23 protein-coding genes are annotated in these 22,846 nt (G+C 59.4%); 12 read left to right on the forward strand and 11 right to left on the reverse strand.

What is annotated here, in order from left to right; translation table 11 throughout:
• Nucleotides 1-17 precede the first annotated feature (17 nt).
• From atpA to GRI41_RS07955, 4 genes are all read left to right on the forward strand, one after another.
• Nucleotides 18-1,544 (forward strand): F0F1 ATP synthase subunit alpha, encoded by a 1,527-nt coding sequence (gene atpA / locus GRI41_RS07940; RefSeq protein WP_160604253.1) that lies wholly within the window; start codon nucleotides 18-20, stop codon nucleotides 1,542-1,544.
• 101 nt (nucleotides 1,545-1,645) lie between these two features.
• Nucleotides 1,646-2,527: a F0F1 ATP synthase subunit gamma gene (locus GRI41_RS07945; RefSeq protein ID WP_160604255.1), complete on the forward strand. Its 882-nt coding sequence runs from the start codon at nucleotides 1,646-1,648 to the stop codon at nucleotides 2,525-2,527.
• 24 nt (nucleotides 2,528-2,551) lie between these two features.
• A complete protein-coding gene (gene atpD / locus GRI41_RS07950) occupies nucleotides 2,552-4,009 on the forward strand; it encodes a F0F1 ATP synthase subunit beta (protein ID WP_160604257.1) in 1,458 nt (485 codons plus the stop codon).
• Between the two features lie 5 nt (nucleotides 4,010-4,014).
• A complete protein-coding gene (locus GRI41_RS07955; protein WP_160604259.1) occupies nucleotides 4,015-4,272 on the forward strand; it encodes an ATP synthase F1 subunit epsilon in 258 nt (85 codons plus the stop codon).
• A 58-nt stretch (nucleotides 4,273-4,330) separates the two neighbouring features.
• On the opposite strand, the gene GRI41_RS07960 is transcribed toward GRI41_RS07955, so the two are convergent.
• Nucleotides 4,331-4,645: a hypothetical protein gene (locus GRI41_RS07960; RefSeq protein ID WP_160604261.1), complete on the reverse strand. Its 315-nt coding sequence runs from the start codon at nucleotides 4,643-4,645 to the stop codon at nucleotides 4,331-4,333.
• Nucleotides 4,646-4,830: 185 nt separating this feature from the next.
• On the opposite strand from GRI41_RS07960, the gene GRI41_RS07965 reads away from it, so the two are divergent.
• Nucleotides 4,831-7,020, forward strand: coding sequence for a prolyl oligopeptidase family serine peptidase (locus GRI41_RS07965; protein ID WP_160604263.1), 2,190 nt, complete (start codon nucleotides 4,831-4,833; stop codon nucleotides 7,018-7,020).
• Nucleotides 7,021-7,049: 29 nt separating this feature from the next.
• Here GRI41_RS07965 and GRI41_RS07970 read toward each other — a convergent pair whose 3' ends face one another.
• Both GRI41_RS07970 and glmU read right to left on the reverse strand, forming a co-directional pair.
• Nucleotides 7,050-7,328, reverse strand: a complete 279-nt coding sequence (locus GRI41_RS07970) for an HNH endonuclease (protein WP_160604265.1) — start codon at nucleotides 7,326-7,328, stop codon at nucleotides 7,050-7,052.
• 4 nt (nucleotides 7,329-7,332) lie between these two features.
• Complete coding sequence (gene glmU, locus GRI41_RS07975) at nucleotides 7,333-8,682, reverse strand: bifunctional UDP-N-acetylglucosamine diphosphorylase/glucosamine-1-phosphate N-acetyltransferase GlmU (protein ID WP_160604267.1); 1,350 nt, start codon at nucleotides 8,680-8,682, stop codon at nucleotides 7,333-7,335.
• 61 nt (nucleotides 8,683-8,743) lie between these two features.
• Between glmU and GRI41_RS07980 the strand changes: the two genes are divergently transcribed.
• The 3 genes from GRI41_RS07980 to GRI41_RS07990 all read left to right on the forward strand — a co-directional run bounded on the left by GRI41_RS07980 (nucleotide 8,744) and on the right by GRI41_RS07990 (nucleotide 11,666).
• Nucleotides 8,744-9,436 carry an HAD-IA family hydrolase gene (locus GRI41_RS07980; protein ID WP_160604268.1) on the forward strand — a complete coding sequence of 231 codons (693 nt, stop codon included), beginning with the start codon at nucleotides 8,744-8,746 and terminating at the stop codon, nucleotides 9,434-9,436.
• A 138-nt stretch (nucleotides 9,437-9,574) separates the two neighbouring features.
• Nucleotides 9,575-10,510, forward strand: coding sequence for an SDR family NAD(P)-dependent oxidoreductase (locus tag GRI41_RS07985; RefSeq protein ID WP_160604270.1), 936 nt, complete (start codon nucleotides 9,575-9,577; stop codon nucleotides 10,508-10,510).
• 70 nt (nucleotides 10,511-10,580) lie between these two features.
• Nucleotides 10,581-11,666 carry a DUF2339 domain-containing protein gene (locus GRI41_RS07990; protein ID WP_160604272.1) on the forward strand — a complete coding sequence of 362 codons (1,086 nt, stop codon included), beginning with the start codon at nucleotides 10,581-10,583 and terminating at the stop codon, nucleotides 11,664-11,666.
• Nucleotides 11,667-11,729: 63 nt separating this feature from the next.
• Here GRI41_RS07990 and GRI41_RS07995 read toward each other — a convergent pair whose 3' ends face one another.
• The 4 genes from GRI41_RS07995 to GRI41_RS08010 are packed head-to-tail and all read right to left on the reverse strand — an operon-like array spanning nucleotide 11,730 to nucleotide 14,767.
• Complete coding sequence (locus GRI41_RS07995; protein ID WP_160604274.1) at nucleotides 11,730-12,089, reverse strand: DUF2794 domain-containing protein; 360 nt, start codon at nucleotides 12,087-12,089, stop codon at nucleotides 11,730-11,732.
• Complete coding sequence (gene epsC, locus GRI41_RS08000; RefSeq protein ID WP_160604276.1) at nucleotides 12,089-12,802, reverse strand: serine O-acetyltransferase EpsC; 714 nt, start codon at nucleotides 12,800-12,802, stop codon at nucleotides 12,089-12,091. Before epsC ends, GRI41_RS07995 begins: the two co-directional genes overlap by 1 nt.
• A 26-nt stretch (nucleotides 12,803-12,828) precedes the next feature.
• Nucleotides 12,829-13,440, reverse strand: coding sequence for a P-loop NTPase family protein (locus GRI41_RS08005; protein ID WP_160604278.1), 612 nt, complete (start codon nucleotides 13,438-13,440; stop codon nucleotides 12,829-12,831).
• A 22-nt stretch (nucleotides 13,441-13,462) separates the two neighbouring features.
• Complete coding sequence (locus GRI41_RS08010) at nucleotides 13,463-14,767, reverse strand: heavy-metal-associated domain-containing protein (protein WP_328600529.1); 1,305 nt, start codon at nucleotides 14,765-14,767, stop codon at nucleotides 13,463-13,465.
• Nucleotides 14,768-14,838: 71 nt separating this feature from the next.
• Here GRI41_RS08010 and purM point away from each other — a divergent pair, with 71 nt between their 5' ends.
• The 4 genes from purM (at nucleotide 14,839) to GRI41_RS08030 (ending at nucleotide 19,620) form a co-directional block, all read left to right on the forward strand.
• Nucleotides 14,839-15,945 (forward strand): phosphoribosylformylglycinamidine cyclo-ligase, encoded by a 1,107-nt coding sequence (gene purM / locus GRI41_RS08015; RefSeq protein WP_160604280.1) that lies wholly within the window; start codon nucleotides 14,839-14,841, stop codon nucleotides 15,943-15,945.
• A gap of 10 nt (nucleotides 15,946-15,955) precedes the next feature.
• Complete coding sequence (gene purN / locus GRI41_RS08020) at nucleotides 15,956-16,912, forward strand: phosphoribosylglycinamide formyltransferase (RefSeq protein ID WP_160604282.1); 957 nt, start codon at nucleotides 15,956-15,958, stop codon at nucleotides 16,910-16,912.
• 2 nt (nucleotides 16,913-16,914) lie between these two features.
• Nucleotides 16,915-18,108, forward strand: coding sequence for a sulfotransferase family protein (locus tag GRI41_RS08025; RefSeq protein WP_160604284.1), 1,194 nt, complete (start codon nucleotides 16,915-16,917; stop codon nucleotides 18,106-18,108).
• Nucleotides 18,109-18,189: 81 nt separating this feature from the next.
• Nucleotides 18,190-19,620, forward strand: coding sequence for a metallophosphoesterase (locus GRI41_RS08030; protein WP_160604286.1), 1,431 nt, complete (start codon nucleotides 18,190-18,192; stop codon nucleotides 19,618-19,620).
• Between the two features lie 64 nt (nucleotides 19,621-19,684).
• On the opposite strand, the gene ndk is transcribed toward GRI41_RS08030, so the two are convergent.
• From ndk to GRI41_RS08050, 4 genes are all read right to left on the reverse strand, one after another.
• Entirely contained in the window at nucleotides 19,685-20,107 is a 423-nt protein-coding gene (gene ndk / locus GRI41_RS08035; protein ID WP_160604288.1) for a nucleoside-diphosphate kinase, read from the reverse strand.
• Nucleotides 20,108-20,225: 118 nt separating this feature from the next.
• A complete protein-coding gene (locus GRI41_RS08040; RefSeq protein WP_160604290.1) occupies nucleotides 20,226-20,723 on the reverse strand; it encodes a hypothetical protein in 498 nt (165 codons plus the stop codon).
• A 100-nt stretch (nucleotides 20,724-20,823) separates the two neighbouring features.
• On the reverse strand, nucleotides 20,824-21,261 hold the full coding sequence (locus tag GRI41_RS08045; RefSeq protein ID WP_160604292.1) for a DNA polymerase III subunit chi: 438 nt from the start codon (nucleotides 21,259-21,261) through the stop codon (nucleotides 20,824-20,826).
• A gap of 13 nt (nucleotides 21,262-21,274) precedes the next feature.
• Nucleotides 21,275-22,735: a leucyl aminopeptidase gene (locus GRI41_RS08050; protein ID WP_160604294.1), complete on the reverse strand. Its 1,461-nt coding sequence runs from the start codon at nucleotides 22,733-22,735 to the stop codon at nucleotides 21,275-21,277.
• Nucleotides 22,736-22,846: the final 111 nt, after the last annotated feature.

Raw genomic sequence — 22,846 nt, forward strand, 5'->3', positions numbered from 1 at the left:
GGTAGAAGGTAATTTCCATGGAAATCCGCGCAGCAGAAATTTCAAAGGTCATCAAAGACCAAATCGCCAATTTCGGCACCGAAGCTGAAGTCAGCGAAGTCGGTTCGGTTCTCTCGGTTGGTGACGGTATCGCCCGCATCCACGGCCTCGACAAAGTGCAGGCCGGTGAGATGGTCGAATTTTCCAACGGCGTTCAAGGCATGGCGCTGAACCTCGAAGCCGACAATGTCGGTGTGGTGATTTTCGGTTCGGACGCGGAAATCAAAGAAGGCGACGTTGTTAAGCGGACCGGCACGATTGTGGACGTTCCGGTTGGCAAAGGCCTGCTGGGCCGCGTGGTTGACGCGCTGGGTAATCCGATTGACGGCAAAGGCCCGATCGAAGCGACCGAGCGTAGCCGCGTCGAAGTCAAAGCCCCCGGCATTATCCCGCGTAAATCGGTTGATGAGCCTGTGCAGTCGGGCCTCAAAGCGATTGACGCTCTCGTCCCTGTTGGTCGCGGCCAGCGCGAATTGATCATTGGTGACCGTCAGACCGGTAAAACCGCTGTCGCCATCGATACCTTCATCAACCAGAAGGAAGCGCATCAGGGTAAAGACGAAAAGCAGAAGCTTTACTGCATCTATGTTGCTGTCGGCCAGAAGCGTTCGACCGTTGCCCAGATCGTGAAGAGCCTCGAAGAAAACGGCGCGATGGAATATTCCATCGTTGTGGCCGCGACCGCTTCTGAGCCTGCACCGCTTCAGTTCCTCGCACCGTATACCGGCTGCGCGATGGGCGAGTATTTCCGCGACAATGGCATGCACGCCGTGATCGTGTATGACGATCTTTCCAAGCAAGCCGTCGCCTATCGCCAGATGTCGCTGCTGCTGCGTCGTCCTCCTGGCCGCGAAGCCTATCCTGGTGACGTTTTCTATCTCCACTCACGCCTGCTTGAGCGTGCGGCGAAGATGAACGACGACAATGGCGGCGGTTCGCTGACCGCGCTGCCGATCATCGAAACGCAAGCTGGCGACGTATCGGCCTATATTCCAACCAACGTGATTTCGATCACCGACGGCCAGATCTTCCTTGAAACCGACCTGTTCTATCAGGGTATCCGCCCCGCGATTAACGTGGGTCTGTCGGTTAGCCGTGTTGGCGGCGCCGCGCAGACGAAAGCGATGAAAAAGGTTTCGGGCTCGATCAAACTGGAACTCGCGCAGTACCGCGAAATGGCGGCCTTCGCCCAGTTCGGTTCGGACCTCGACGCTTCGACGCAGAAACTGCTCAACCGCGGTGCGCGCCTGACCGAGCTGCTCAAGCAGCCGCAATTCAGCCCGCTGCCGTTCGAGGAGCAAACCGTGTCGATCTTCGCCGGTACCAATGGCTATCTCGATGATATCCCGGTAGACCGCGTAAATGAATATGAAGCAGCGATGCTGAGCTATATGCGCAGCGAGCACGCCGACATTCTCGAAACCATCCGCACGAGCACCAAATTTGACGATGTCAAAGACGACACCGTCAAAGCGCTCGACGCGTTCGCCAAGCAATTCGCTTAATCATGCGTCATTCCGGCGCAGGCCGGGATCGCTAACCATCTAGGGACGACCTAGAACAACCAGATCCCAGCCTTCGCTGGGATGACGACGAGGAAACTAGAGTGGCATCACTCAAGGAACTCAAGGATCGGATCGGGTCGGTTAAATCGACCCAGAAGATCACCAAGGCCAAGCAAATGGTCGCAGCTGCCAAGCTTCGCAAAGCGCAAGCCGCGGCCGAAGCGGCGCGTCCCTATGCGGAACGTCTCGCGTCGGTTATGGCTGCGCTCGCTTCGAAAGTTTCGGGCGATGATGCGCCGAAGCTTCTGGCGGGCACCGGTTCGGACAAGCGCCACCTGCTGGTGGTTGTGAACACCGACAAGGGTCTGTGCGGCGGCCTCAACTCGAACCTCGTTCGCGCGGCATCGGCAAAGGCACAGGAACTTGCTGCCGCCGGTAAAGACGTCGAATTCTATCTCGTCGGCAAGAAAGGCCGTGCGCCGCTGAAGCGCAATTTCCCCGGCCAGATCGGCACCCATTTCGACACCAGCCATGTTCGCGATCCCGGCTTTGAAGAAGCCGCCAGCATCGCAGACGAGCTGGTGGAAATGTACGAAGCGGGCAAATTCGATGTTGCCCATCTCGTCTATCCGACATTCAAATCCGCGCTCGCGCAGGACCCGACCATCGACCAGATCATCCCCGTCCCCGCGCCCGAAAGCGCTGCGGATAGCCCAAATACTCCTGGGGCGGTGGTGGAATATGAGCCGGGCGAAGAAGAAATCCTCGAAGAATTGCTGCCACGTTATGTGAAGACGCAAATCTTCGGAGCATTGCTCGAAATCGCTGCTTCCGAACAGGGCGCATCGATGACCGCAATGGATAACGCCACGCGCAATGCGGGCGATCTGATTAACAAGCTTACCATCCAGTATAACCGCAGCCGTCAGGCCGCGATTACCACTGAACTTATTGAAATTATTGCCGGCGCGGAAGCGCTCTAAGACTCGAAGGCTAAGGAAGAAACCATGGCTACCGCACCTGTACTCAATCAGTCGACCAACGGCACAATCGCCCAGGTCATCGGCGCTGTTGTCGACGTGGCGTTCCCCGGGGAACTGCCCGCAATTTTGACCGCGCTTGAAACGCAGAATGACGGCAAGACGCTCGTTCTCGAAGTCGCACAGCACCTTGGTGAGAACACCGTGCGTACTATCGCGATGGACGCGACCGAGGGCCTCACCCGCGGTCAGGAAGTGATCAACACCGGCGCGCAGATTTCTGTGCCGGTCGGCCCGAAAACGCTCGGCCGGATCATGAACGTGGTTGGCGAAGCGATTGACGAGCGCGGCCCGGTTGGCGCGGAACAATCCGCCCCGATCCACGCAGAAGCCCCTCCATTTGTGGACCAGTCGACCGACGCGGCCATTCTGGTTACCGGTATTAAAGTTATCGACCTTCTCGCGCCTTACGCGAAAGGCGGTAAGATCGGCCTGTTCGGCGGTGCCGGCGTGGGCAAGACGGTTCTTATTCAGGAACTGATCAACAACATCGCAAAAGGTCACGGCGGCGTGTCCGTGTTCGCCGGCGTGGGTGAGCGTACCCGCGAAGGTAACGACCTTTATCACGAATTCCTCGACGCAGGCGTTATTGCCAAGGACGCGGACGGCAACGCCGTGTCCGAAGGATCGAAAGTGGCGCTTGTCTTCGGTCAGATGAACGAGCCTCCAGGCGCGCGTGCCCGTGTTGCTCTGTCGGGTCTGACAATGGCGGAATATTTCCGCGATCAGGAAGGCCAGGACGTTCTGTTCTTCGTCGACAACATCTTCCGCTTTACCCAAGCGGGTTCGGAAGTGTCCGCGCTTCTTGGCCGTATTCCTTCGGCGGTGGGCTATCAGCCAACGCTGTCGACCGACATGGGTAACTTGCAAGAGCGTATTACCTCGACCACCAAGGGTTCGATTACCTCGGTTCAGGCGATTTACGTTCCTGCCGACGACCTTACCGACCCTGCGCCAGCAACATCCTTCGCTCACTTGGACGCGACGACCACGCTGAACCGCGCAATTTCGGAACTGGGCATTTACCCGGCGGTTGACCCGCTCGACTCCACATCACGCGTCCTCGAGCCGCGCGTTGTCGGCCAAGAGCACTATGAAACCGCACGTAAGGTTCAGGAAACTCTGCAGAAGTACAAATCGCTGCAGGACATCATCGCCATTCTCGGCATGGACGAGCTGTCTGAAGAAGATAAGCTGACCGTTGCCCGTGCGCGCAAGATCCAGAAATTCCTCTCGCAGCCATTCCACGTTGCGGAAGTCTTCACCGGCATCAGCGGCGTATTCGTCCAGCTCGAAGACACCGTGGCTTCGTTCAAGGCAGTTGTTGAAGGCGAATACGATCACCTTCCAGAACAGGCCTTCTACATGGTTGGCGGCATCGACGACGTGGTCGAAAAAGCCAAGAAAATGGCTGAGGACGCCTAAGCGAGATGGCACTTCACTTCGAACTCGTAACGCCGGCAAAGCTGGTCCGCTCGGAAGACGTCCATATGGTCGTCGTACCCGGTGCGGAAGGCGAGTTCGGCGTGCTGGAAGGCCACGCGCCTTTCATGTCCACCATTCGTGATGGCGTGGTCCAGGTCTTCAAGACCGAAGGCGGCGCGCCCGAGGAAATCGCTATCGAAGGCGGTTTTGCGGAAGTTGGCGATAACGGGCTGACCGTACTCGCGGAGAAGGTAGAGAGCTGAAACTCTTCCATCCTGATCAGAATTAAGAAGGGCGGCCCCAACGGTCGCCCTTTTTGATTCAGGGAAAGCTTGGCGGTGGGGCGGCAGGGATGCCGGTGCCGTCATGAATGAACTTCACTACCGAAGGGTCGAGCTTGTTCCTAAATTCAACGCCGATCTTTTCGCGGTCAATTTCGCGGATATTACCGATCAGCGCGGGCAAATCCAGAATCGAAAGCGCGATCGAGCGTCCGATCCATAGCGTATGCCGCTCCATCAATTGCAGTCTCGCGCCATTTTCCGACAGCGCGAGCAGCAATGCATCATGTCGGTCTCCGCTCAGGTGCACGGCAATGGACCGGGGCGAGCCCGGTGGCTTGGTTACCTGTGTCATTGCGAAGTGTCCTCAATTCGACTTGGACACAAATTAGGCACAACCTATTAACGACGCCAGACCGTTGAAGGTAAAGATTTGTCAAATAAACCAATATCCTATCAAACCATCGATCGCCAAACGGGTTGCCTTTCTCTTGCAGGTCGCCATGATCAGGGCATGAATCTTACAAAGGGTCCTCGCCAATGACATTCACCACAAACAAAGCCCGGCTGATGTCGGTCGCGGCTTCGATCGCAATTGCAACAACCCTCGCCGCCCCATTGGCCGCGCATGAAGTGGAAGATCCCGTGCCCGAAACCGTCGCAGAAGCAGATGTCGATCCGTACATCTGGCTCGAAGAAGCCCGCAGCGAAGAAGCGCTGGCATGGGTCCGCGCAGAGAACGAGCGCACCAATGCCATGCTCGCCACCGATCCGCGTTTTGAAAAACTAAAAGGCGATGCGCTGGCCATTCTCGATAGCGAAGACCGCGTTCCCTATGTCAATTTCCGCCCCGACGGGCTGTATAATTTCTGGCAGGACAAGGCGAACCCCAAAGGGCTGCTGCGCCGGACCACGCTGGAAAGCTACAAGACCGACAATCCCCAATGGGAAACCGTTCTGGATATCGACGCGCTGGCCGCGGCCGAGGGCAAGGAATGGGTTTATAAGGGCTCTTCCTGCCTCGCGCCCGATTATAACAAATGCATGATCGCGCTGTCCGATGGCGGCGAAGATGCGACGATCCTGCGCGAATTTGACTATACCACCAAGCAATTCATCGAAGGCGGTTTCGCGATCGAGGAAAAGAGCCAGGGCGGGGTCAGCTGGATCGATGATGACACGCTGATCGTCGGGCGCGATTTCGGCGAAGGCACGCTGACCGACAGCGAATACCCCTTCACCGCACGCATCTGGCGGCGCGGCACCGATCTGGCCGCAGCGCCCGAAATTTTCCGCGGAGAATCGAGCGACGTATCGGCCGGCGCCTATCTGCTGCGCGACAGCGAAGCGACGGTCCATGCGATGATGGCCTATCGCGGGGTGAGCTTTCACGAGCGCGAATATTTCGTCTCTGTCGCAGATGAATGGGTCAAGCTCGACATTCCCAGCAAGGCCAGCCCCTATGGCATCGTCGATGGGCACATCCTTTATTCCACCGATGTCGATTGGGAAGTCGACGGCACGACTTTCCCCGCCGACAGCCTGATCGCGATGGAGCTAGAGGAATGGAAAGCCGATCCCAATGGCGCGTCCAAAGTTCTGGTCTGGGCACCAGAGGATCGCCAGACGAAACGCGGCGGCGCGATCACCGCGAACAGCCTGTTTGTCGGGATGCTCGACAATGTCGTGGGCAAAGTGGTCAAATTCGACTTTGAAGATGGTGAATGGGTCAGCGAACAAGTCGATCTGCCCGACAATGCCACGGTGGGCATCGCTGCAAGCTCCAACGAAACCGACCAGATCATGTACACGGTCACCGATTTCCTCAATCCGACGACACTGTATTATTCCGATGGCAGCGCCGCGCCCGAGGCGCTGAAAAACAGCCCTGCCCGCTTCGATGCGACTGGAATGGAAGTCGAACAATTCGAAGCGAAATCGGCTGACGGGACGATGATCCCCTATTTCGTGGTCAAACCTGCGGGAATGAAGCTGGATGGAACCACACCGACTTTGCTCACCGGCTATGGGGGCTTCCAGGTCTCGCGCCTGCCCGGCTATCTGGGTACCGCGGGCAAGCTGTGGGTCGAAAATGGCGGGGCCTATGTCCTCGCCAATTTGCGCGGCGGGGGCGAGTTTGGCCCCGGTTGGCACCAGACCGCAATCCGCGAGAACAAGCAGCGCACGTGGGACGATTTCATCGCCGTGGCTGACGATCTGGTGGCGCGCAAAGTCACCGCGCCGCGACATCTCGGTATCCAGGGTGGTTCGCAAGGCGGCCTGCTGGTCGGAACCGCCTTCACCAAGCGCCCCGACCTCTACGGCGCGGCGATCGTCGCGATCCCGCTTTTCGACATGCTGCGCTATCACGAAATCGGCCGCGGTGCCTCGTGGATCGGCGAATATGGCGATCCGCGCATTCCCGAACAGCGCGCATGGATCGAAGGGTATTCGCCCTATCAGAAGCTGGTCGAGGGCGTGGATTACCCCGCCCCGTTCTTCTGGGCATCGACCGCCGATGACCGCACCCATCCCGCCCACGCCCGCAAAGGCGCAGCGCGGATGAAGGAACTGGGCCAGCCTTATTATTACTATGAGGATATGACCGGCGGCCATTCGGGCGGCGTCGACAACGAACAACGCGCGAAGCTGTCTGCTCTGCAATATGTCTATCTGATGCAGCGGCTTAAGGGTGAAGCAGCGGCAGCAACCGAAGACGCGGGCGAATAGGTGCAGGGGCGGCCATCCGGTCGCCCCCGCTAATTCGCGCGATACACGCGCGCGTGAAAATCGGGCGCTTTATTGCGGACCCACTGAACGAATTTGGCCAGCGCCTCGTTCTCCAGCAAACGCTCGCGATCATTCCCGATCCGCGCCAGCTGCGCATTGGTGAAATTGGCGTGGATCGTTTTGTGGCAGATCGGGTGGACGGGAACAGTGTCCTTGCCCTTTTTCGATTTGGGAACCGTGTGATGCCACTGGATGCGCGTCTCGAAAGGGCGGCTGCACAGCCAGCAGGTGAGCCCTTCCCCGGCCAAGTGACTACTTCTTCTCCGCCGCTTTCTTCTTTTTCATCGCGTCGTGAAAACGGTCGGCCCAGCCGGGTTTGACCATCTGTTCGGCGCGGACCATGCGCAGTTCCCCCGCCGCAACATCGCGGCTGACCGCACTTCCCGCCGCAACAATCGCGTCCGCGCCGATATTGACCGGAGCGATCAGCGCACTGTTGCTGCCGATAAAGGCGCGCTCGCCGATTGTGGTCTGGTGCTTGAAATAGCCGTCATAATTGCAGGTAATCGTCCCCGCGCCGATATTGGCATTCGCGCCAACCGTCGCATCGCCGAGATAGGTCAGATGGCTAGCCTTCGCGCCTTTGCCCAAAGTCGCTTTCTTCATCTCGACGAAATTGCCGATAAACGCGCCTTCTTCCAGCACCGCACCGGGGCGCAGGCGGGCATAGGGACCGACGCTGCTATGTTCACCCAAGGTCGCGCCTTCCAAATGGCTGAACGCGCGGACCAGCGCGTGATCGGCCACTTTGACGCCGGGGCCGAACACAACATTGGGTTCGATCGTGACATCGCGGCCAAGCTGCGTGTCCCAGCTGAAAAACACCGTTTCCGGTGCTTTCAGCGTTGCCCCGTTGGCCATCGCCTCTTCGCGCTTGAATTGCTGCCACTGCGCCTCGGCCTGCGCCAGTTCGGCGCGCGAATTGATCCCGGCCACTTCATCGGGGCTGGTTTCCACCGCAACAACGCGGCTGCCCTCTGCGATTGCATTGGTCGCGACATCGGGCAGGTAATATTCGCCCTGCGCATTGTCATTGCCGACACCGTCGAGCAGCCGCCAGATGTCCTTGCTATGCGCAATGATGACGCCCGAATTGCACAGGTTGCAGGCGCGCTCTTCCTCGCTCGCATCCTTGTGTTCGACCATTTTGGAAACCGTGCCGTCCCCGCTGGCGATAATCCGGCCATAAGCAAGCGTATCATCGGGCCGGAAGCCCAGCACCGCCACTTTGGTTGCCTCGTCCACCGCTTCGCACAATTTACGCACGGTTTCGGCTTTGACCATCGGGCAATCGCCGAAACAGACCATCACCAGGCCGTCAAAGCCCGACAGCGCATCTTTGGCCATCAGCGCGGCATGCGCGGTCCCCAGCTGCGGTTCCTGCAAAGCCACCGTCACATTGCGGTCGGTCACCGCATCGCGCAATTGTTCGTGCCGGTCGCCGGCCACCACCACCGTATGCGCAGGCGACAGCTCTTCGAAACTGTCGAGCAGGTGGAACAGCATCGGCTTGCCACCGATAGGGTGGAGCACCTTGTGCAAATCGGATTTCATGCGGGTGCCTTTGCCCGCGGCGAGAATAACGGCTGCGAATTTCGTCATAGCCGCCCCAATGCCACCATTTGCTTGCAGAATGAAGAACGTTCCTTCAGTCAGCTGCGCTATGAGCGATTTTCCTTTCAGCGCCGTGGGCTTCGACCTCGACGGTACACTTCTCGACACGCATCAGGATCTGGGCGCGGCGGTAAACCACGCATTGGAACTGGGCGGCTTCAAAGCGGTGCCGGTCGGCAGTTCCAAAGATTTGATCGGCGGCGGCGCGAAAATCATGCTTTCAAGAGCGGTTGAGGCGCAAGGCGGGATGGAACGCGATGCTTTCCACGCGCTCTACAAGAAAATGCTGGCCTATTACGCGGAAAACAACGCGGTCCATTCGCGCCCCTATCCCGGGATCATCGACACGCTCGATGCGCTGGAGGAACGCGGCGTGAAAATGGCCGTGGTGACCAACAAGTTTGAAAGTTTTGCGACCAGCATCCTCACGCAATTGGGCCTCGCTGACCGGTTTGTGACCATCATTGGCGGCGACACTATGGGCAAGGATGCTGACGGGAAACAGCGCGCCAAACCCGCGCCCGATCCGATTTTCGAAGCGCAGAAACGATGCGGCGGCGGACCGATGGTTTTCGTGGGTGACAGTTCCTACGACATCAATGCGGCGAGAGCCGCCGATGTGCCGGTTGTCGCCTGCGCTTACGGCTATTGCGACAAGCCTGCAGACGCGCTCGGCGCCGATGCGGTGGTTCAATCAGCGTCAGAGTTGGTGGCCGCATTCGAGAGCCTTTCGCGCCACTGATTCGCCACGATCAGCGCGCATAACGCTACGGAATCGCGGCGCAGATTGTTCGCAGTTGCAACATGCTGCGGAAAGTGCCACCACAGGCTCACGTTTACGGGAACGTAAAGCACCAGTTTCTATTTTGGAGAGAGTTTAATGACCATTTCATTCAAAGATCGTGTCGCAATTGTAACCGGCGCTGGCGGCGGTCTGGGCCGCGAATATGCGTTGGAACTGGCCCGGCGCGGAGCCAAAGTTGTTGTCAACGATCTGGGCGGTTCGCGCGATGGCACCGGCACATCGGATGCAGCCGCGCAAGTCGTGGAAGAGATCGAAAAGGCTGGCGGCGAAGCCATCGCCAATGGCTCTTCGGTCACCGAATATGACCAGATGGAAAAGATGGTCGCCCACGCCAAGCAAAAATGGGGCGGCGTGCATGTGCTGATCAACAATGCCGGCATCCTGCGCGACAAAAGCTTCGCCAAAATGACCCCTGATGATTTCGAACTTGTGGTCAAAGTCCACCTGCTCGGTTCGGCCTATGCCACCAAAGCCTGCTGGGAAACTTTCCGCGAGCAGGCCTATGGCCGGATCCTGATGACCAGCAGCTCTACCGGCCTGTTCGGCAATTTCGGCCAGGCCAATTATGGCGCGGCGAAGCTGGGCCTTGCGGGTCTTACCAAAACGCTCAATCTCGAAGGCGCGAAATACAATATCCGTTGTAACTCGCTGTCGCCCGTTGCCGGCACACGGATGACCGAAGACCTCTTCCCCGAAGAAGCGTTCAAGCTGTTCTCGCCCGAGAATGTGGCACCTGCCGCGCTCTATCTGGTCAGCGAAGATGCGCCGACCAACCAGATCGTTGGCGCGGGTGCTGGCGGCTTCCACAGCGCATGGGTGACCATGAATGAAGCTGTGTGGCTCAAAGATGGTGAGCGCACTGTCGAAGGCTTTGCCGAGAATTGGGACAAGATCAACGAAATGACCAATCTCACCGCCCCGCAATCGGGCGCGGAGCAGAGCGCGGCCATCCTCAAAGCAATGCAGGGCGTGCTAGGCGCGGACGCTGCGCCATCGAGCGCACGCGGCTAATCTCTCTACTGTATTGACACACTAACACACTGGGCCTACCTTCTCCTGATCAACAGGGGGAGGTAGGCCCATGTACACAGAAGACGATCTGCGCACGGCAGTAGCGACCGGCGCAATTTCAGCGGAAGCGGCAGCCGCGCTACGCAGTTCCGTAAAGGCATCGCGCGATGCCCCGGCCGGTGATGAAGAACACTTCCGGCTGATCAACAGTTTCAACGATATTTTCGTGACCATCGCCGCGATTATGGTGCTGGTGGCGATGGCTGGCATCGGTCAGGCGTTCACCCCCAATGTGGACGGACCGCCGCCCTTTTCCGGCCTGCTGATTGCGGGCGCGGCATGGGGCATGGCGGAATTTTTCACGCGCAAACGCCGGATGGCGCTGCCCAGCATCATTTTGTTGCTGGCCTTTGTCGGCGGAACCTTTGCCATGTTGCTGGGATTTGTCGTGATGGCATTTGGCGGCGACAATTTCGGCAATGAAAACCAGGTTCTGGCAGGATTGCTGATCGCCGGATCGGGCCTGCTGACCGCGGGCGCGGCGTGGATGCATTGGCGGCGCTTTATGGTGCCGATTACGGTTGCTGCGGGCGCTGCGGCCCTGTCAGTCACGGTGATTGCCCTGATTGTAACGGGTATCGGCCCCGACAATCTCGACAATCCCGAGAATGTCCTGCTCCCGCTGGTATTCATCGTTGGCCTTGCGATTTTCGCATTCGCGATGCGCTGGGACATGAGCGACCGCGAACGTCAGACACGCCGCAGCGATGTCGCCTTCTGGCTGCATCTGCTCGCCGCCCCGATGATCGCGCATCCGATTTTCCATTGGATCGGCGTGACCACGGGCGAGAATATAGGCGTTGGCGCAGCAATCGCGGTGCTGGTGGTCTATGTATCGATGGGCCTGGTTGCCCTCGCCATTGATCGCCGCGCGCTGCTGGTTTCGGCTCTCGCCTATGTGCTGGCAACGCTGACATGGCTGTTCGACCGCTTCGGCGCGGTGGAGCTCAATGTCGCGCTGACCGCGCTGGTGATCGGTTCCGCATTGCTGATGCTGTCGGCATTCTGGTCCCCGATACGCAATGCGATCGTGGCCAAGCTGCCCGGCGATTTACAGCAAAGGCTGCCCGTCGCAGGCCAACTCTCCGCGAGCTAGGCAATCATTCAGCTTTAAGGAAGGCCCCGCGCAGTCGCTGCGCGGGGTTTTCTTTTGCGCGTCTTAGCTTTCGACCGCTTTAACCAGACGCCGCTCTATCGGTGCCAGCACGCCGGCCAGCTCGTGCCCGCGTTTGAGCACTTGGCCATGCTCCCCGAACAGCGTCCACATGCCCTGTTTTCCGCGCAGCGCGGGGCGTTTTTCAACCCGGGTCTGCGGTTTCTCGGCAGTCCGGCGGAAGGCATCGAACATCGCGCAATCCTTGGTGAAGCCCATCGCGTAATCGCGCCATTCGCCCGCGGCGACCATCCGGCCGTACACGTCCATTATCCGCTGCAGCTCGTTACGGGTAAAGCCAACCTGCGAGGGCTGGCGTCCCGGAAATGCTATAATCTGGCCCGGAATATCGGGTGTCGATGCCATCAATCACCGGTCCCGCTGCGCGGCGCCGGCTGCTGCGCATCATCGGCATCGGACCGCAAGGCTGCCAGTTCCGCCCGCATCGCGGCGACTTGTTTCTCCAGCTCGCCAATCCGGCCCGTCCCGCTTTCGATGGCTTCTTCGCAAGGCTCGTCGCATGGGGTGCCATAGGGGATGAAGTCTTTGACCCATTCTTCCGCCGGAACCAGCGTTGAACGCGCTTTCAAGCCGATCATCGTCGCGCCTTCGGGCACATCATCGGTTACCACCGCATTGGCCCCGACCCGCGCGCGATCACCAACGGTAATCGGGCCGATCACCTGCGCGCCGGAACCGATGATCACATTGTTGCCAATCGTCGGGTGGCGTTTGCCGCCCACGCCATTGGTCGGATTGGTTCCGCCCAGCGTAACGCATTGGTAGATCGTCACATTATCGCCGATTTCAGCCGTCTCGCCGACAACAGTAAAACCGTGATCAATGAAGAAATTCTTCCCGATTGTGGCACCGGGATGGATATCGATTGCGGTCAGAAAGCGGGAAAAATGGTTCACAAACCGCGCGAGGAAAAACAGCCGCGCCTGAAACAGCCAGTGGGCAATCCGGTGAAAACCGAGCGCCAGCACGCCGGGGTAAAACAGCACTTCCCAGCGTGAACGGGGTGCCGGATCCCGCTGGCGGATAGAGTCCAAATAACTGGTCAAGCTTCGGAACATGCTCCGATTCTCCCATCATTTCCGGCCTAAAGCAAGCGCGCCTGCTCCGGTCCTTGCACGGCCTCCAGCGCGTCGCGCCAGATGCCTTGTGTCGCGGGGGCTTTTCGCTCCAGACTTAACCGGTCAATCGTCACGACCAACCGTTCAATCGCAGCAAAGCTCCGTTCGATACGCGGTACCAGATAGGTAAGCGCGCCTTCGCCCAACGCAAGGCCGCGCTGCATAGCAATGCTTTCAATCAGGGAAGCGACCATATCGTCATCGGGAGTGTCAATGGTGAGATGCAGCGCCGCACCCAATCGCGAACGCAGGTCGGGCAGCGTGATATCCCATTGTTCAGCGCCACTAATTAGCAGCAACGGGCTCGCTTGCTCCTGCGCGCGGTTCCAGCGATGGAACAGATCGGTTTCGTCGAGCGTGTCGGCCCCGTCGATTACCTCGCCGCCACCCTGCGCAGCAAACCACCGGCCCAGGATCGATTTTCCCGAACGCGCTTCGCCGGTCAGAATGGCGGTTTTGAAAGGCCACGAGGCGGGATTGCGCAGCGCCTCTATCGCGGCTTGATTGGCATTGCCCACCACGATCCGGTCCGGATCAACGGCGCGTTTATGCGACAATGGCAGAGCAATTTGCGACATATCAGCGATGATATAGCGGTTTTTAGCGGCGAATGGCGAGCGCGTTTGCACCCTGGTTGACGGTGAAGCCACGCGCCCTCAGCGCCGCCGCCAGCGCGCCGATATCGCCGTTATAGCTGACATTCATCACCGAAGTGCCGCCAATCGCCAAACTGCTGGTCGCTGCACCGCGCACGCCGGGAGTGGCGCGAACCGCAGCAAGCGTGGCATCGATTGTACCCGCATCGGGGCTGGCGAACTGGACGACAAAATTGGAAACCACCGCGGCAACGGTTGGTGTCGGCGTGGGCGCAGTGGGCACTTCGCTGGACGGGGCTTCGCCCGCTTCACCCGCGCGCGCCGCTGCCGCCGCAGCGTCTTCACGCGCCTTTGCCGCGCGGCCCAGCTCGATCAGCCGCTGCAATGCAGGTGCTGCCGAAGCGCCGCCATAATTGAGCGAGGAATCCGGCTTCAATTTGCCGTCGGCCAGCGCTTGTTCAAAAATCGTGTCGAAACGCTTCACCGCCGCTGTCAGCATCTGCGGCACAGCGGTGTCGCTTTCGACCGACAGTTTGAAGCTGTCGAGATAGGTGTTGTCCGGCCCGTACCTGGCGGTGAAAGTGCCGGTCACCGGCCCACCGGGATATTGATGTTCCAACTTGGCAATCGGAACCAGAACATCGGCGGCTTCGAATTGATCGAGAATATTGCGCCACCACAACCGGCTCCGCCGTCCGGTCTGGCCGTAATTGATCAACAGCGAATCGCTGCCCGCGCCCGAGGGGCGGACATAGTTGATCCGGCTGGAACCCGCCTGATATTCGGCCCATGCGCGCTGCCACGGATTGCGTTTCTCGTAAACGAGCTCTGATCCGCCACTGATCGTGACCGGAACCAGCATCATTGGCGCCGATTGCGTCCGGCGCGTGTTTCCGCCGAGGAACCGCCCTGCCCGCGCGCGATCGAAAATGACCCCCAGCGTCGCGACATAGCGGTTCGCGCCGAGTCTTTCCTGCTCGATCACCACCGCAGAAACCATTCCCTGCAACTGGGCATCGGGCATCGATGGCCCGCCCAGCTTGGCCCATGCTTCGCGCTGGGCCTTGCGATAGCCAGCCTGCCGCGCGTCTTCGATAGAATCGCCGGTTTCGTTCACTTCGATCCCGCCGACATCGATATCGCTGCTGCTGACCACCGCCGCAATGCCGCGTTCGCCCTCGACCTGAGCGAACAATGCGCGCGCAGCCAGAATCGCCAGCAAAAGCGCTGCCAGCACCAATCCGATGCGGACTATCGCGCGGCTAAAGGTGATGCGCGCAGGGGGCAAAGAGGCAATCATATGGGCCATCGGGGAAAACTCGGGCCCTTTTGCCCAAACACACATGGAAATCCAAGCACGAATGACTAAAGCCTGTGGTCATGTCGTCAAAAAATGAGTCTGCAGAGAGCTATACCTACGCCAAAGCCGGCGTATCCATCGATGCGGGCAACGCGTTGGTCAAAGCCATCGGCCCGCTGGTCAAGGCAACCGCGCGGCCCGGTGCGGATTCGGAAATCGGCGGATTCGGCGGTTTCTTCGATCCCAAGGCCGCCGGTTACAAAGACCCGCTTCTGGTTGCCGCCAATGACGGTGTCGGGACAAAGCTGAAACTCGCGATCGATTTCGACCGGCATGATAGCGTGGGCATCGATCTGGTCGCGATGTGCGTCAATGATTTGATCGTACAAGGCGCTGAGCCCCTGTTTTTTCTCGATTATTTCGCCACCGGCAAGCTGGAAAACGGCGTCGCAGAGCGCGTGGTGGCGGGCATTGCCAAAGGCTGCACCGATTCCGGTTGCGCGCTGATCGGCGGGGAAACCGCGGAAATGCCCGGCATGTATGGCGATGGCGATTATGACCTCGCCGGTTTTTGTGTGGGCGCGGTCGAGCGCGGCGAACAATTGACCGGTGACAAGGTCGCACCGGGGCAGATCCTGCTCGGCCTTGCAAGCTCGGGCGTCCACTCCAACGGCTTTTCGCTGGTTCGCAGACTCGCTGCCGACAAAGGCTGGAAACTCGATGCGCCCGCGCCATTCGACAGTGACAGGCTGCTGATCGACACGTTGATCGAACCGACGCGGCTTTATGTGAAGAGCCTGCTTCCATCGATTCGCAGCGGCAAGATTGACGCGCTCGCGCATATTACCGGCGGCGGATTGCTGGAGAATATCCCGCGCGTACTGCCCGAAGGCGCGCATGCCACGGTCGATGTCGGGGCGTGGGAACAGCCGGGCCTGATGGCCTTCCTGCAAAAACAGGGAAATATCGAACCGGCAGAAATGGCGCGCACGTTCAATTGCGGTGTCGGCATGGTTCTGGCGGTCGATCCCGCCGAGGCGGAGGCGCTGACGGCGGAATTGGAAGCCGCAGGCGAGACGGTTCTGCGCGTCGGGACCATTGCAGCAGGACCACGCGGTTGCACCGTCAAAGGTGAAGCCGGCGTCTGGTCTTCCAGCGAAGCGTGGAGCGCCGAGCACCTTGCCTGAAAAGGCGTCCATGAAGGCCAAGGTCGCGGTCCTGATTTCGGGGACCGGCACAAATATGGCCGCACTGCTCTATGCCAGCCGGCAACCAGGTTCTGCCTATGAGATTGTTCTGGTCGCCAGCAACCGGGCCGAAGCCGCGGGGCTGGCATTGGCCGAAGCGGAAGGCATTGCCACATTCGCCCGCCCGCATAAGGGGATGGAGCGTGCAGACCATGATGCGCTGATGGAACAGGCGGTGCTCGATGCGGGTGCCGATTATATCGTTCTTGCGGGCTATATGCGCATTCTCTCACCCGAGTTTACCGAACGTTGGCATGGACGCATGCTCAACATCCATCCTTCGCTGCTGCCCAAATATCGCGGATTGGAAACGCATAAACGCGCAATCGAAGCGGGCGATCCGGTTGCCGGCGCATCGGTCCATCTGGTGTCGAGCGAGCTCGATGCAGGCGAAGTTCTCGGCCAAACAGAGGTGGCGATCCGCGCGGATGATACCGCCGAAACACTCGCCGAACGGGTCAAACTGGCCGAACATCAGCTCTATCCGCGCGTGGTGAACGAATATGTCGGCCGCATTTTTGACGGCGAATGGCTGCTCGGCCAGCTGCGCGATCTGGCGCTGCAATTGCCGGAGGCAGAAGAACGCCCCAGCCACGGCGCGCCCGGCTGGTGCACAGGCGGGAAGAGCGGCAAATATTTCGCCCATTTCAGCGACCGGCATCACGGCAACGAGCATATCGCGCTGCTCGCCAAGACCAGCGGAATTGACGAGATGATGGCGCTGATCGGCCGCGATCCGCAGACTTTCTTCAAACCGGCCTATTACGGCGCAAGCGGCTGGGTCGGGATAATTCTGAACCGCCCCGATTGCGATTGGGATCAGGTCGGGCACTGGCTGAAGCGCAGCTGGCAATCGGTTGCCCCAAAGCGGCTGACCAAACTGCTCGACGCTGCTGACGAATTCTAGCGGTGGCCCCGCCGCGCACCAGCCTGCTCGCCCGCGCGGCCATCGTCGATACTCTGTCGCGGGGATTGCAGAAAGCGTGGGATCGCGGGTGGTTGCCGCCGATTGTGCTGGAGCCCGATATTCTGTGGGCGCGCGCTGCCAAGGGGCATAATTCGCGCGACGAATCTTCCGGGCGAAGCGAGAAAGATGCCGCCGATTTTCGCGAGCGGTTGGATGCGCTTTGTGCATCGCTCAATCGGGAAGCACAGCTTACCCCGCTGGGCCGCGCGGCAGCTCATGGATTGCTCACCCGCGCCATCGGTCAGCGTTTGGCACTCGGTAAGCTCTGGCGCGAAAAGCCCGAATTGCTGACGACAGAGATCGCCCCGCCCATTCTGGTCGTCGGCCAGATGCGATCGGGTACCACGCGCATTCACCGGCTGCTGGCAGCCGATCCCGCCCATTCGGCAACGCGTTTTTGCGACAGCTGGAATCCCCTTCCAGAGACCTTCGACCTGAGGCCGCTGCGCAGCATGGCGGCGCTGTTTGTGGGGCGCAGGCTCAATCCCTGGCTTGAGACGATCCATCCCTTCGGCGCGGCGCGGCCTGACGAGGAATTGGGCTGGCTCGCCGCCGCTTTCGATCATTGCGCTTATGAAGTGCAGTGGCACATTCCCGCCTTCGTCGCATTCAGCGAAGCGCGCGATCCTGCGCCCTTATACCGCGAATTCGCGCGAATCCTGTGCGCCGATGCCGCACATCGGGGCAATGCCGGCCGCCCCCGTATCATGAAAGTCCCGCAATTCTCAGAGGATCTTGCAACGCTGCTCGCGCAGTTTCCCGATGCGCGATTGGTGGTTTCCCGCCGGAGTGACGCGGATACGCTGCGCAGCGCGGTCTCGCTGGTGGCCAACCAGATGGCCATGCAATCGGATCACGCGGATCTGGAGCGGATCACACAGGAATGCCGGCGCAAGATCGCCTTGCGGGCCGACCGTATGGAGAAAGCGCTGGCGGGTTTCGCGGGGGCGGTGGCCGAAGTCGATTTTGAGGCACTAGGCGCGGATTGGCTGGCCGAGACCGAGCGGATCTATGACGCGCTGGGTCTGCCTTTGTCCGATCAGGCCATAGCCGCGATGCGCCGCGAGCAGGATCAAGCCAGCAAAGGCGCGCATCACGCCCATCAAAGCCAGCTCGCCCAGATCACCCGTCACTAAAAGCTGCCGATTTGTCCAATACCCGCCGCGCAGCCGCCTTATTTTGCAGCCGGAAACCGCGACTGGAGAGGGAACAGGACAATGGCAGGCATAGGCAAATTTTTCGGCGGCATCGCATTGGCGGCAGCAAGTCTGGCCGCGGCATGCGCAGATACGAGCGGCGATCCGACCGGCAGCGATGACACCGCGAAAGTTGAAAGGTTGGCCACCCTATCCCCGGCGACGCATGGCAAATTCCTTCACATCAGCGACATCCATTTTGACCCGTTTCACAATGACAAGCATCTGGTGGTTCAGGACTTGCCCGTCGATCAGTGGGAACAGCATTTCGACGGATCGGCATCGCCCAGTTCTGGTAGACATAATGACAGCAATTTTGCCCTGATGAAGTCGGCGCTGACCGAGGCGGCAAAAACGCCGGGCTATGATTTTGTTCTCTATACCGGTGATTATCTGTCGCATGATTTCCGCGAGCATGCGGAGGCCAAGCGGTGGGTGCGCCACCCCGTGTCCAAAGGGGTTAAAGACCCGATCGCATTCGCGGCAAAAACGGTCGAGTTCGTCAACTTGATGATTGAACAGGCTTTCCCGGGAAAGCCGATCGTCTCCGCCTTGGGCAACAATGATGCGGGATGCGGCGATTACAATCTGCGCGTAGGGGGCGAATTCCTAAAAGATATCGGGCCCGAGATGCCGACCCTGCCGCAACCAGCGAAGAAGGACTTCGTCAATTCGGGCTTTTACACCATCGACCATCCCACCGTGGCGGGCACAGAATTTCTGGTGCTCGGAACCTTCTGGTCGCACGCCTATCCCGATATCGGGCGTGGCTGCGGGATGCCGTCAGACAATCCGGGCGATGCCCAGAAAACATGGCTTTCAAACCAGCTGAGCACTGGTTCAGGCAACGCAATTCTGCTGATGCATATTCCGCCCGGCATCGATGGATATGGCGGCACAGCGCAGTGGCAAAGCGGCTTTCAGACGGCGTTTGAAGCGATCCTGAGCAAATCAAAACGCCCGGTTTTGGGGGCCTTTGCCGGTCACACGCATATGAACGAGATCAGAGTGTTTTCGAACAGTTCCGGCCCCTATCTGTCCGTCCGCGTTGCCCCTTCGGTTACCACTTACAACGGCAATGCGCCGTCATTCACGGTGGCCGATTATGACACAGCAACGGGCGCGATGACTGATTATCAGGTCTACACGCTGCGCTATGACAGCAAAAGCGGAACAGATGCCTGGCAGGCCGAAGCGAAATATTCGGCGTCATATGGTGCCCCGGATTTCTCCCCTGCTGAGGTGCAGAAAATCGCGAATAATCTGCAATTAACCAATGACAGCACGGGCATGCGCACGATCTATCGCACCCAATATTCGGGTAAGGGGCAGGAAGGCGCACGATGCAATTGGCAAAACGCGGTCTGTGCGGTGTCATTCACAGATCCGGTCAAATTCGGCCAATGCGTAAGCCGGATCGAGAAAGTTCATCCCGTTCCCGGCAATTGTTGATGGCACAAAAAAGGGGCTGCCCGACCGGACAGCCCCCTTTGTGCATCGTCAAAGAGATGGCGGCTTAGCCGACGATTTCGTCTTCGTTGAAGAAGAATGCGATTTCGATTGCGGCGTTTTCGTCGCTGTCGCTGCCGTGGACCGTATTGGCTTCGAGGCTCTCGGCCAATTCCTTGCGGATGGTGCCGGGGGCCGCGTCAGCCGGATTGGTCGCGCCCATGATGTCGCGGTTGCGCTGCATGGCGTTTTCGCCTTCGAGAACCTGCACCACAACCGGGCCGCTGATCATGAAATCGACCAGTTCACCAAAGAAGGGGCGTTCCTTGTGAACCGCGTAGAAGCCTTCGGCTTGTTCGCGAGTCATGTGAATGCGCTTCGAAGCGACAACGCGCAGGCCGGCTTCTTCCAGCATCGCGGTGACTTTACCGGTCAGATTACGACGTGTGGCATCGGGTTTGATGATCGAAAATGTGCGGGTGCCCGCCATGTGAAATTCCTTGCATTTGGATAGGGGATAATATTGTTGCGCGCGCCCCTAGCCGCGCCGGCGCGCAACCGCAAGTATTCCTGTTTCAGGCGCTAAAGCGGCAGGCGCGAGTTGCGCGCTAATTGATCCCTTCGCCAACCATCATTTGCGCGGTGGTTTCGCCATCTTTCTCGTTGGCGTTGACCGAGAAGACCTTGTCGCCCTCGCCCTTGCCGGCAAGCATCGTGCCCTGCGCGGTTTTCATTTCCATTTCGATTTTCACGCCAGCCGCTTCGGCTTGCTTGCGATAATAGCTGACAATATCGGCGGCTTTATCGCCCGAGGTAAAGATGATCATCGAGCCCTTGCCATCGGCCTGATTGAAGGTCGTATTGGTCACGACTTTCGCGCCGGGATAGAGCGAAAATCCATCGGGCAGATCCACTTCGACATCCGCGCCGGAGCGAATTTTTGCCGTTCCATCCTCGGTTTCAATCGTGGCGTTGGTTTCTCCGCTCGACGTATCGACCGAATATTCGACCTTTTCGCCATTGTCGGTTTCGTAGCTGCCCGAGCGTTCGGAACCGCATGCCGAAACGAGTGCCATGCTGGCCGCAGCAAAAATAATGCGCTTCATAAGTTTCCCTCCATTGTCCTCTCCGTCTGTCCGGAAAGGCGCCTCCGCTAGGCAGTCTAAACGCTCTGCCCGCGCGAGCCAAGGCCAGCTGCGCGCCCGGTCAGCCCATTTCGCGCCATTTGCCGCCTTCCTGTTTCCAGAAATGCCGCTCCATCGCGTCGCCCTTGCCAAGCGAGGACCAACAGGCGCGCGCTTCTTGCAGACGGTCATCGCCGAACAGCAGGAATGCGCGTTCAAATCCGGATGTATCATCGCGCCAAACGCCGTCGGCCAGCACGACAAATTTTGCCTCATTGGGCGCGGTCATCTGGTCCGACAGCAAGACCGGCTGGCGCGCCTCATACGCTTCGCCAGCCTTGCCATGCGCCAGAAAAGCCTCGGGCGCGGTCTCCCACAATTGCTTGTCGATCCGGTCCAGTTGTTCCGCATCGTCCGAAACCACCAGCAATCTTTCGCCCGCCTGCTTGGTCGCACGCGCCAGCAAGGGGACGACCAGTTCCGCCGGATCGCGGCTCAGCTGATAGAAATCGACGCGCATCAGCCCGGATTGCCTATCCTTCGCAGTTTTCGCGCACGAAATTGTCGATCAGGCGGACACCATATCCGGTTGCGCCCTTATCGTAAGTCGGGCCGGGTTTGTCTGCCCATACGGTTCCCGCAATATCGCAATGCGCCCACGGCGTGTCGTCCATGATGAAGCGCTGGAGGAATTGCGCAGCGGTGATCGAACCCGCGCCTTTGCCGCCGATATTCTGCATATCCGCAATCGGGCTGTTGATCTGCTTATCATAAGCGGGGCTCAGCGGCAGACGCCACAACTTGTCGCCGCTGCTCTTGCCCGAAGCGAGGAGTTTCTCCGACAAATCATCATTGTTGGAAAACAGGCCCGCATGTTCATTGCCAAGCGAGATTATGATCGCGCCGGTCAGCGTTGCAAAGTCGACAATCTGTTTGGGCGCGAATTCTTTCTGCGTCCAATGCAACGCATCGCATAGCACCAGCCGGCCCTCTGCATCTGTGTTGAGAACTTCGATCGTCTGCCCCGACATCGACGTAACCACATCGCCCGGACGCATCGCGCGGCCATCGGGCATGTTTTCAACCAGCCCGACCACGCCGACCACATTGGCCTTGGCCTTGCGTTTCACCATGGCCAGCATCGCGCCGACAACCGCGCCCGAGCCGCCCATATCGAATTTCATATCGCCCATGCCGGGCCCGGGCTTCAGCGAAATACCGCCCGTATCGAAACACACGCCTTTGCCGACAAAAGCGGTCGGCTTTTCACCTTCTGCGCCGCCGTTCCAACGGATCGCGAGCATGCGCGACGGTTGTTCCGAGCCCAGACCAACGCCGAGCAGCGCGCCCATGCCCAGCTCTTCCATTTGCGCATCGTCGAGCACGATCAATTCCGCACCGGTGCCAGCAAATTTCTCCTGGCACTTTTCGACAAAGCTGACCGGGAAAAGCACATTGGCGGGCTCTGCAACCAGATCGCGAGTGAACTCGACGCCTTCTGCAACCGCGCAGGCATCTTCCCATGCCGCATCGGTCCCGTCGGGCGCACCGACCACGGTGACTTGATCGAGCGAGACCTTCTGTTCTTCCTTCAACCGCGTGCGATAGGCATCATGCCGCCAGCCGCGAAGCCGCAGTCCCAGCAGAAGCGAAGCCGTTTCAGCCGCGTCCAACCCGCTCCCATTCAGGTCGAGAACCAGCGATTTTTCGCCCGATGTCAGATATTTTGCGGTCAGCGCAGCACCGGCTTTTTCCAGATTGGCGCCGCGCGCATCGACATCCTTCTTGCCGGCACCCGCGATCGCCACGCGAACAACCGCGCCACCGCGTTCAACAAAGCCTTCGAAACATTGGCCGGGATTACCTTTGAAGCGCGCAGCATCGGCCCCTTCGACCAGCGCTTTTTCCAATCCATCTGGTGTCTTGCCCTTATCGGCAATATGCGCGACGAGGCGCGCGTTTGATGGAACAGTGTCTGAAAAAGTGATCTTCATGGGATCTCCACAATGCAATTTCGATGCGCATGTCGCGCAAAAAAGGGCCCGGCAAACTATGTCGCCAAGGATTGGAATTGCGATTACGCGCGGGCGGTGCGATAGGCAAGC

The organism is Pontixanthobacter aquaemixtae, from assembly GCF_009827395.1.
GTDB lineage: Bacteria > Pseudomonadota > Alphaproteobacteria > Sphingomonadales > Sphingomonadaceae > Pontixanthobacter > Pontixanthobacter aquaemixtae.

Coding starts and splice junctions, on each gene's coding strand:
- GRI41_RS07965 (WP_160604263.1), top strand. CDS start 4,831: ATGACATTCACCACAAACAAAGCCCGGCTGATGTCGGTCGCGGCTTCG.
- GRI41_RS08030 (WP_160604286.1), top strand. CDS start 18,190: ATGGCAGGCATAGGCAAATTTTTCGGCGGCATCGCATTGGCGGCAGCA.
- ndk (WP_160604288.1), bottom strand. CDS start 20,107: ATGGCGGGCACCCGCACATTTTCGATCATCAAACCCGATGCCACACGT.
- GRI41_RS08050 (WP_160604294.1), bottom strand. CDS start 22,735: ATGAAGATCACTTTTTCAGACACTGTTCCATCAAACGCGCGCCTCGTC.
- GRI41_RS07985 (WP_160604270.1), top strand. CDS start 9,575: ATGACCATTTCATTCAAAGATCGTGTCGCAATTGTAACCGGCGCTGGC.
- GRI41_RS07995 (WP_160604274.1), bottom strand. CDS start 12,089: ATGGCATCGACACCCGATATTCCGGGCCAGATTATAGCATTTCCGGGA.
- GRI41_RS08040 (WP_160604290.1), bottom strand. CDS start 20,723: ATGAAGCGCATTATTTTTGCTGCGGCCAGCATGGCACTCGTTTCGGCA.
- GRI41_RS07960 (WP_160604261.1), bottom strand. CDS start 4,645: ATGACACAGGTAACCAAGCCACCGGGCTCGCCCCGGTCCATTGCCGTG.
- GRI41_RS07980 (WP_160604268.1), top strand. CDS start 8,744: ATGAGCGATTTTCCTTTCAGCGCCGTGGGCTTCGACCTCGACGGTACA.
- GRI41_RS07955 (WP_160604259.1), top strand. CDS start 4,015: ATGGCACTTCACTTCGAACTCGTAACGCCGGCAAAGCTGGTCCGCTCG.
- purN (WP_160604282.1), top strand. CDS start 15,956: ATGAAGGCCAAGGTCGCGGTCCTGATTTCGGGGACCGGCACAAATATG.
- glmU (WP_160604267.1), bottom strand. CDS start 8,682: ATGACGAAATTCGCAGCCGTTATTCTCGCCGCGGGCAAAGGCACCCGC.
- atpA (WP_160604253.1), top strand. CDS start 18: ATGGAAATCCGCGCAGCAGAAATTTCAAAGGTCATCAAAGACCAAATC.
- atpD (WP_160604257.1), top strand. CDS start 2,552: ATGGCTACCGCACCTGTACTCAATCAGTCGACCAACGGCACAATCGCC.
- GRI41_RS08045 (WP_160604292.1), bottom strand. CDS start 21,261: ATGCGCGTCGATTTCTATCAGCTGAGCCGCGATCCGGCGGAACTGGTC.
- epsC (WP_160604276.1), bottom strand. CDS start 12,802: ATGTTCCGAAGCTTGACCAGTTATTTGGACTCTATCCGCCAGCGGGAT.
- GRI41_RS07990 (WP_160604272.1), top strand. CDS start 10,581: ATGTACACAGAAGACGATCTGCGCACGGCAGTAGCGACCGGCGCAATT.
- GRI41_RS08010 (WP_328600529.1), bottom strand. CDS start 14,767: ATGGCCCATATGATTGCCTCTTTGCCCCCTGCGCGCATCACCTTTAGC.
- GRI41_RS08005 (WP_160604278.1), bottom strand. CDS start 13,440: ATGTCGCAAATTGCTCTGCCATTGTCGCATAAACGCGCCGTTGATCCG.
- purM (WP_160604280.1), top strand. CDS start 14,839: ATGTCGTCAAAAAATGAGTCTGCAGAGAGCTATACCTACGCCAAAGCC.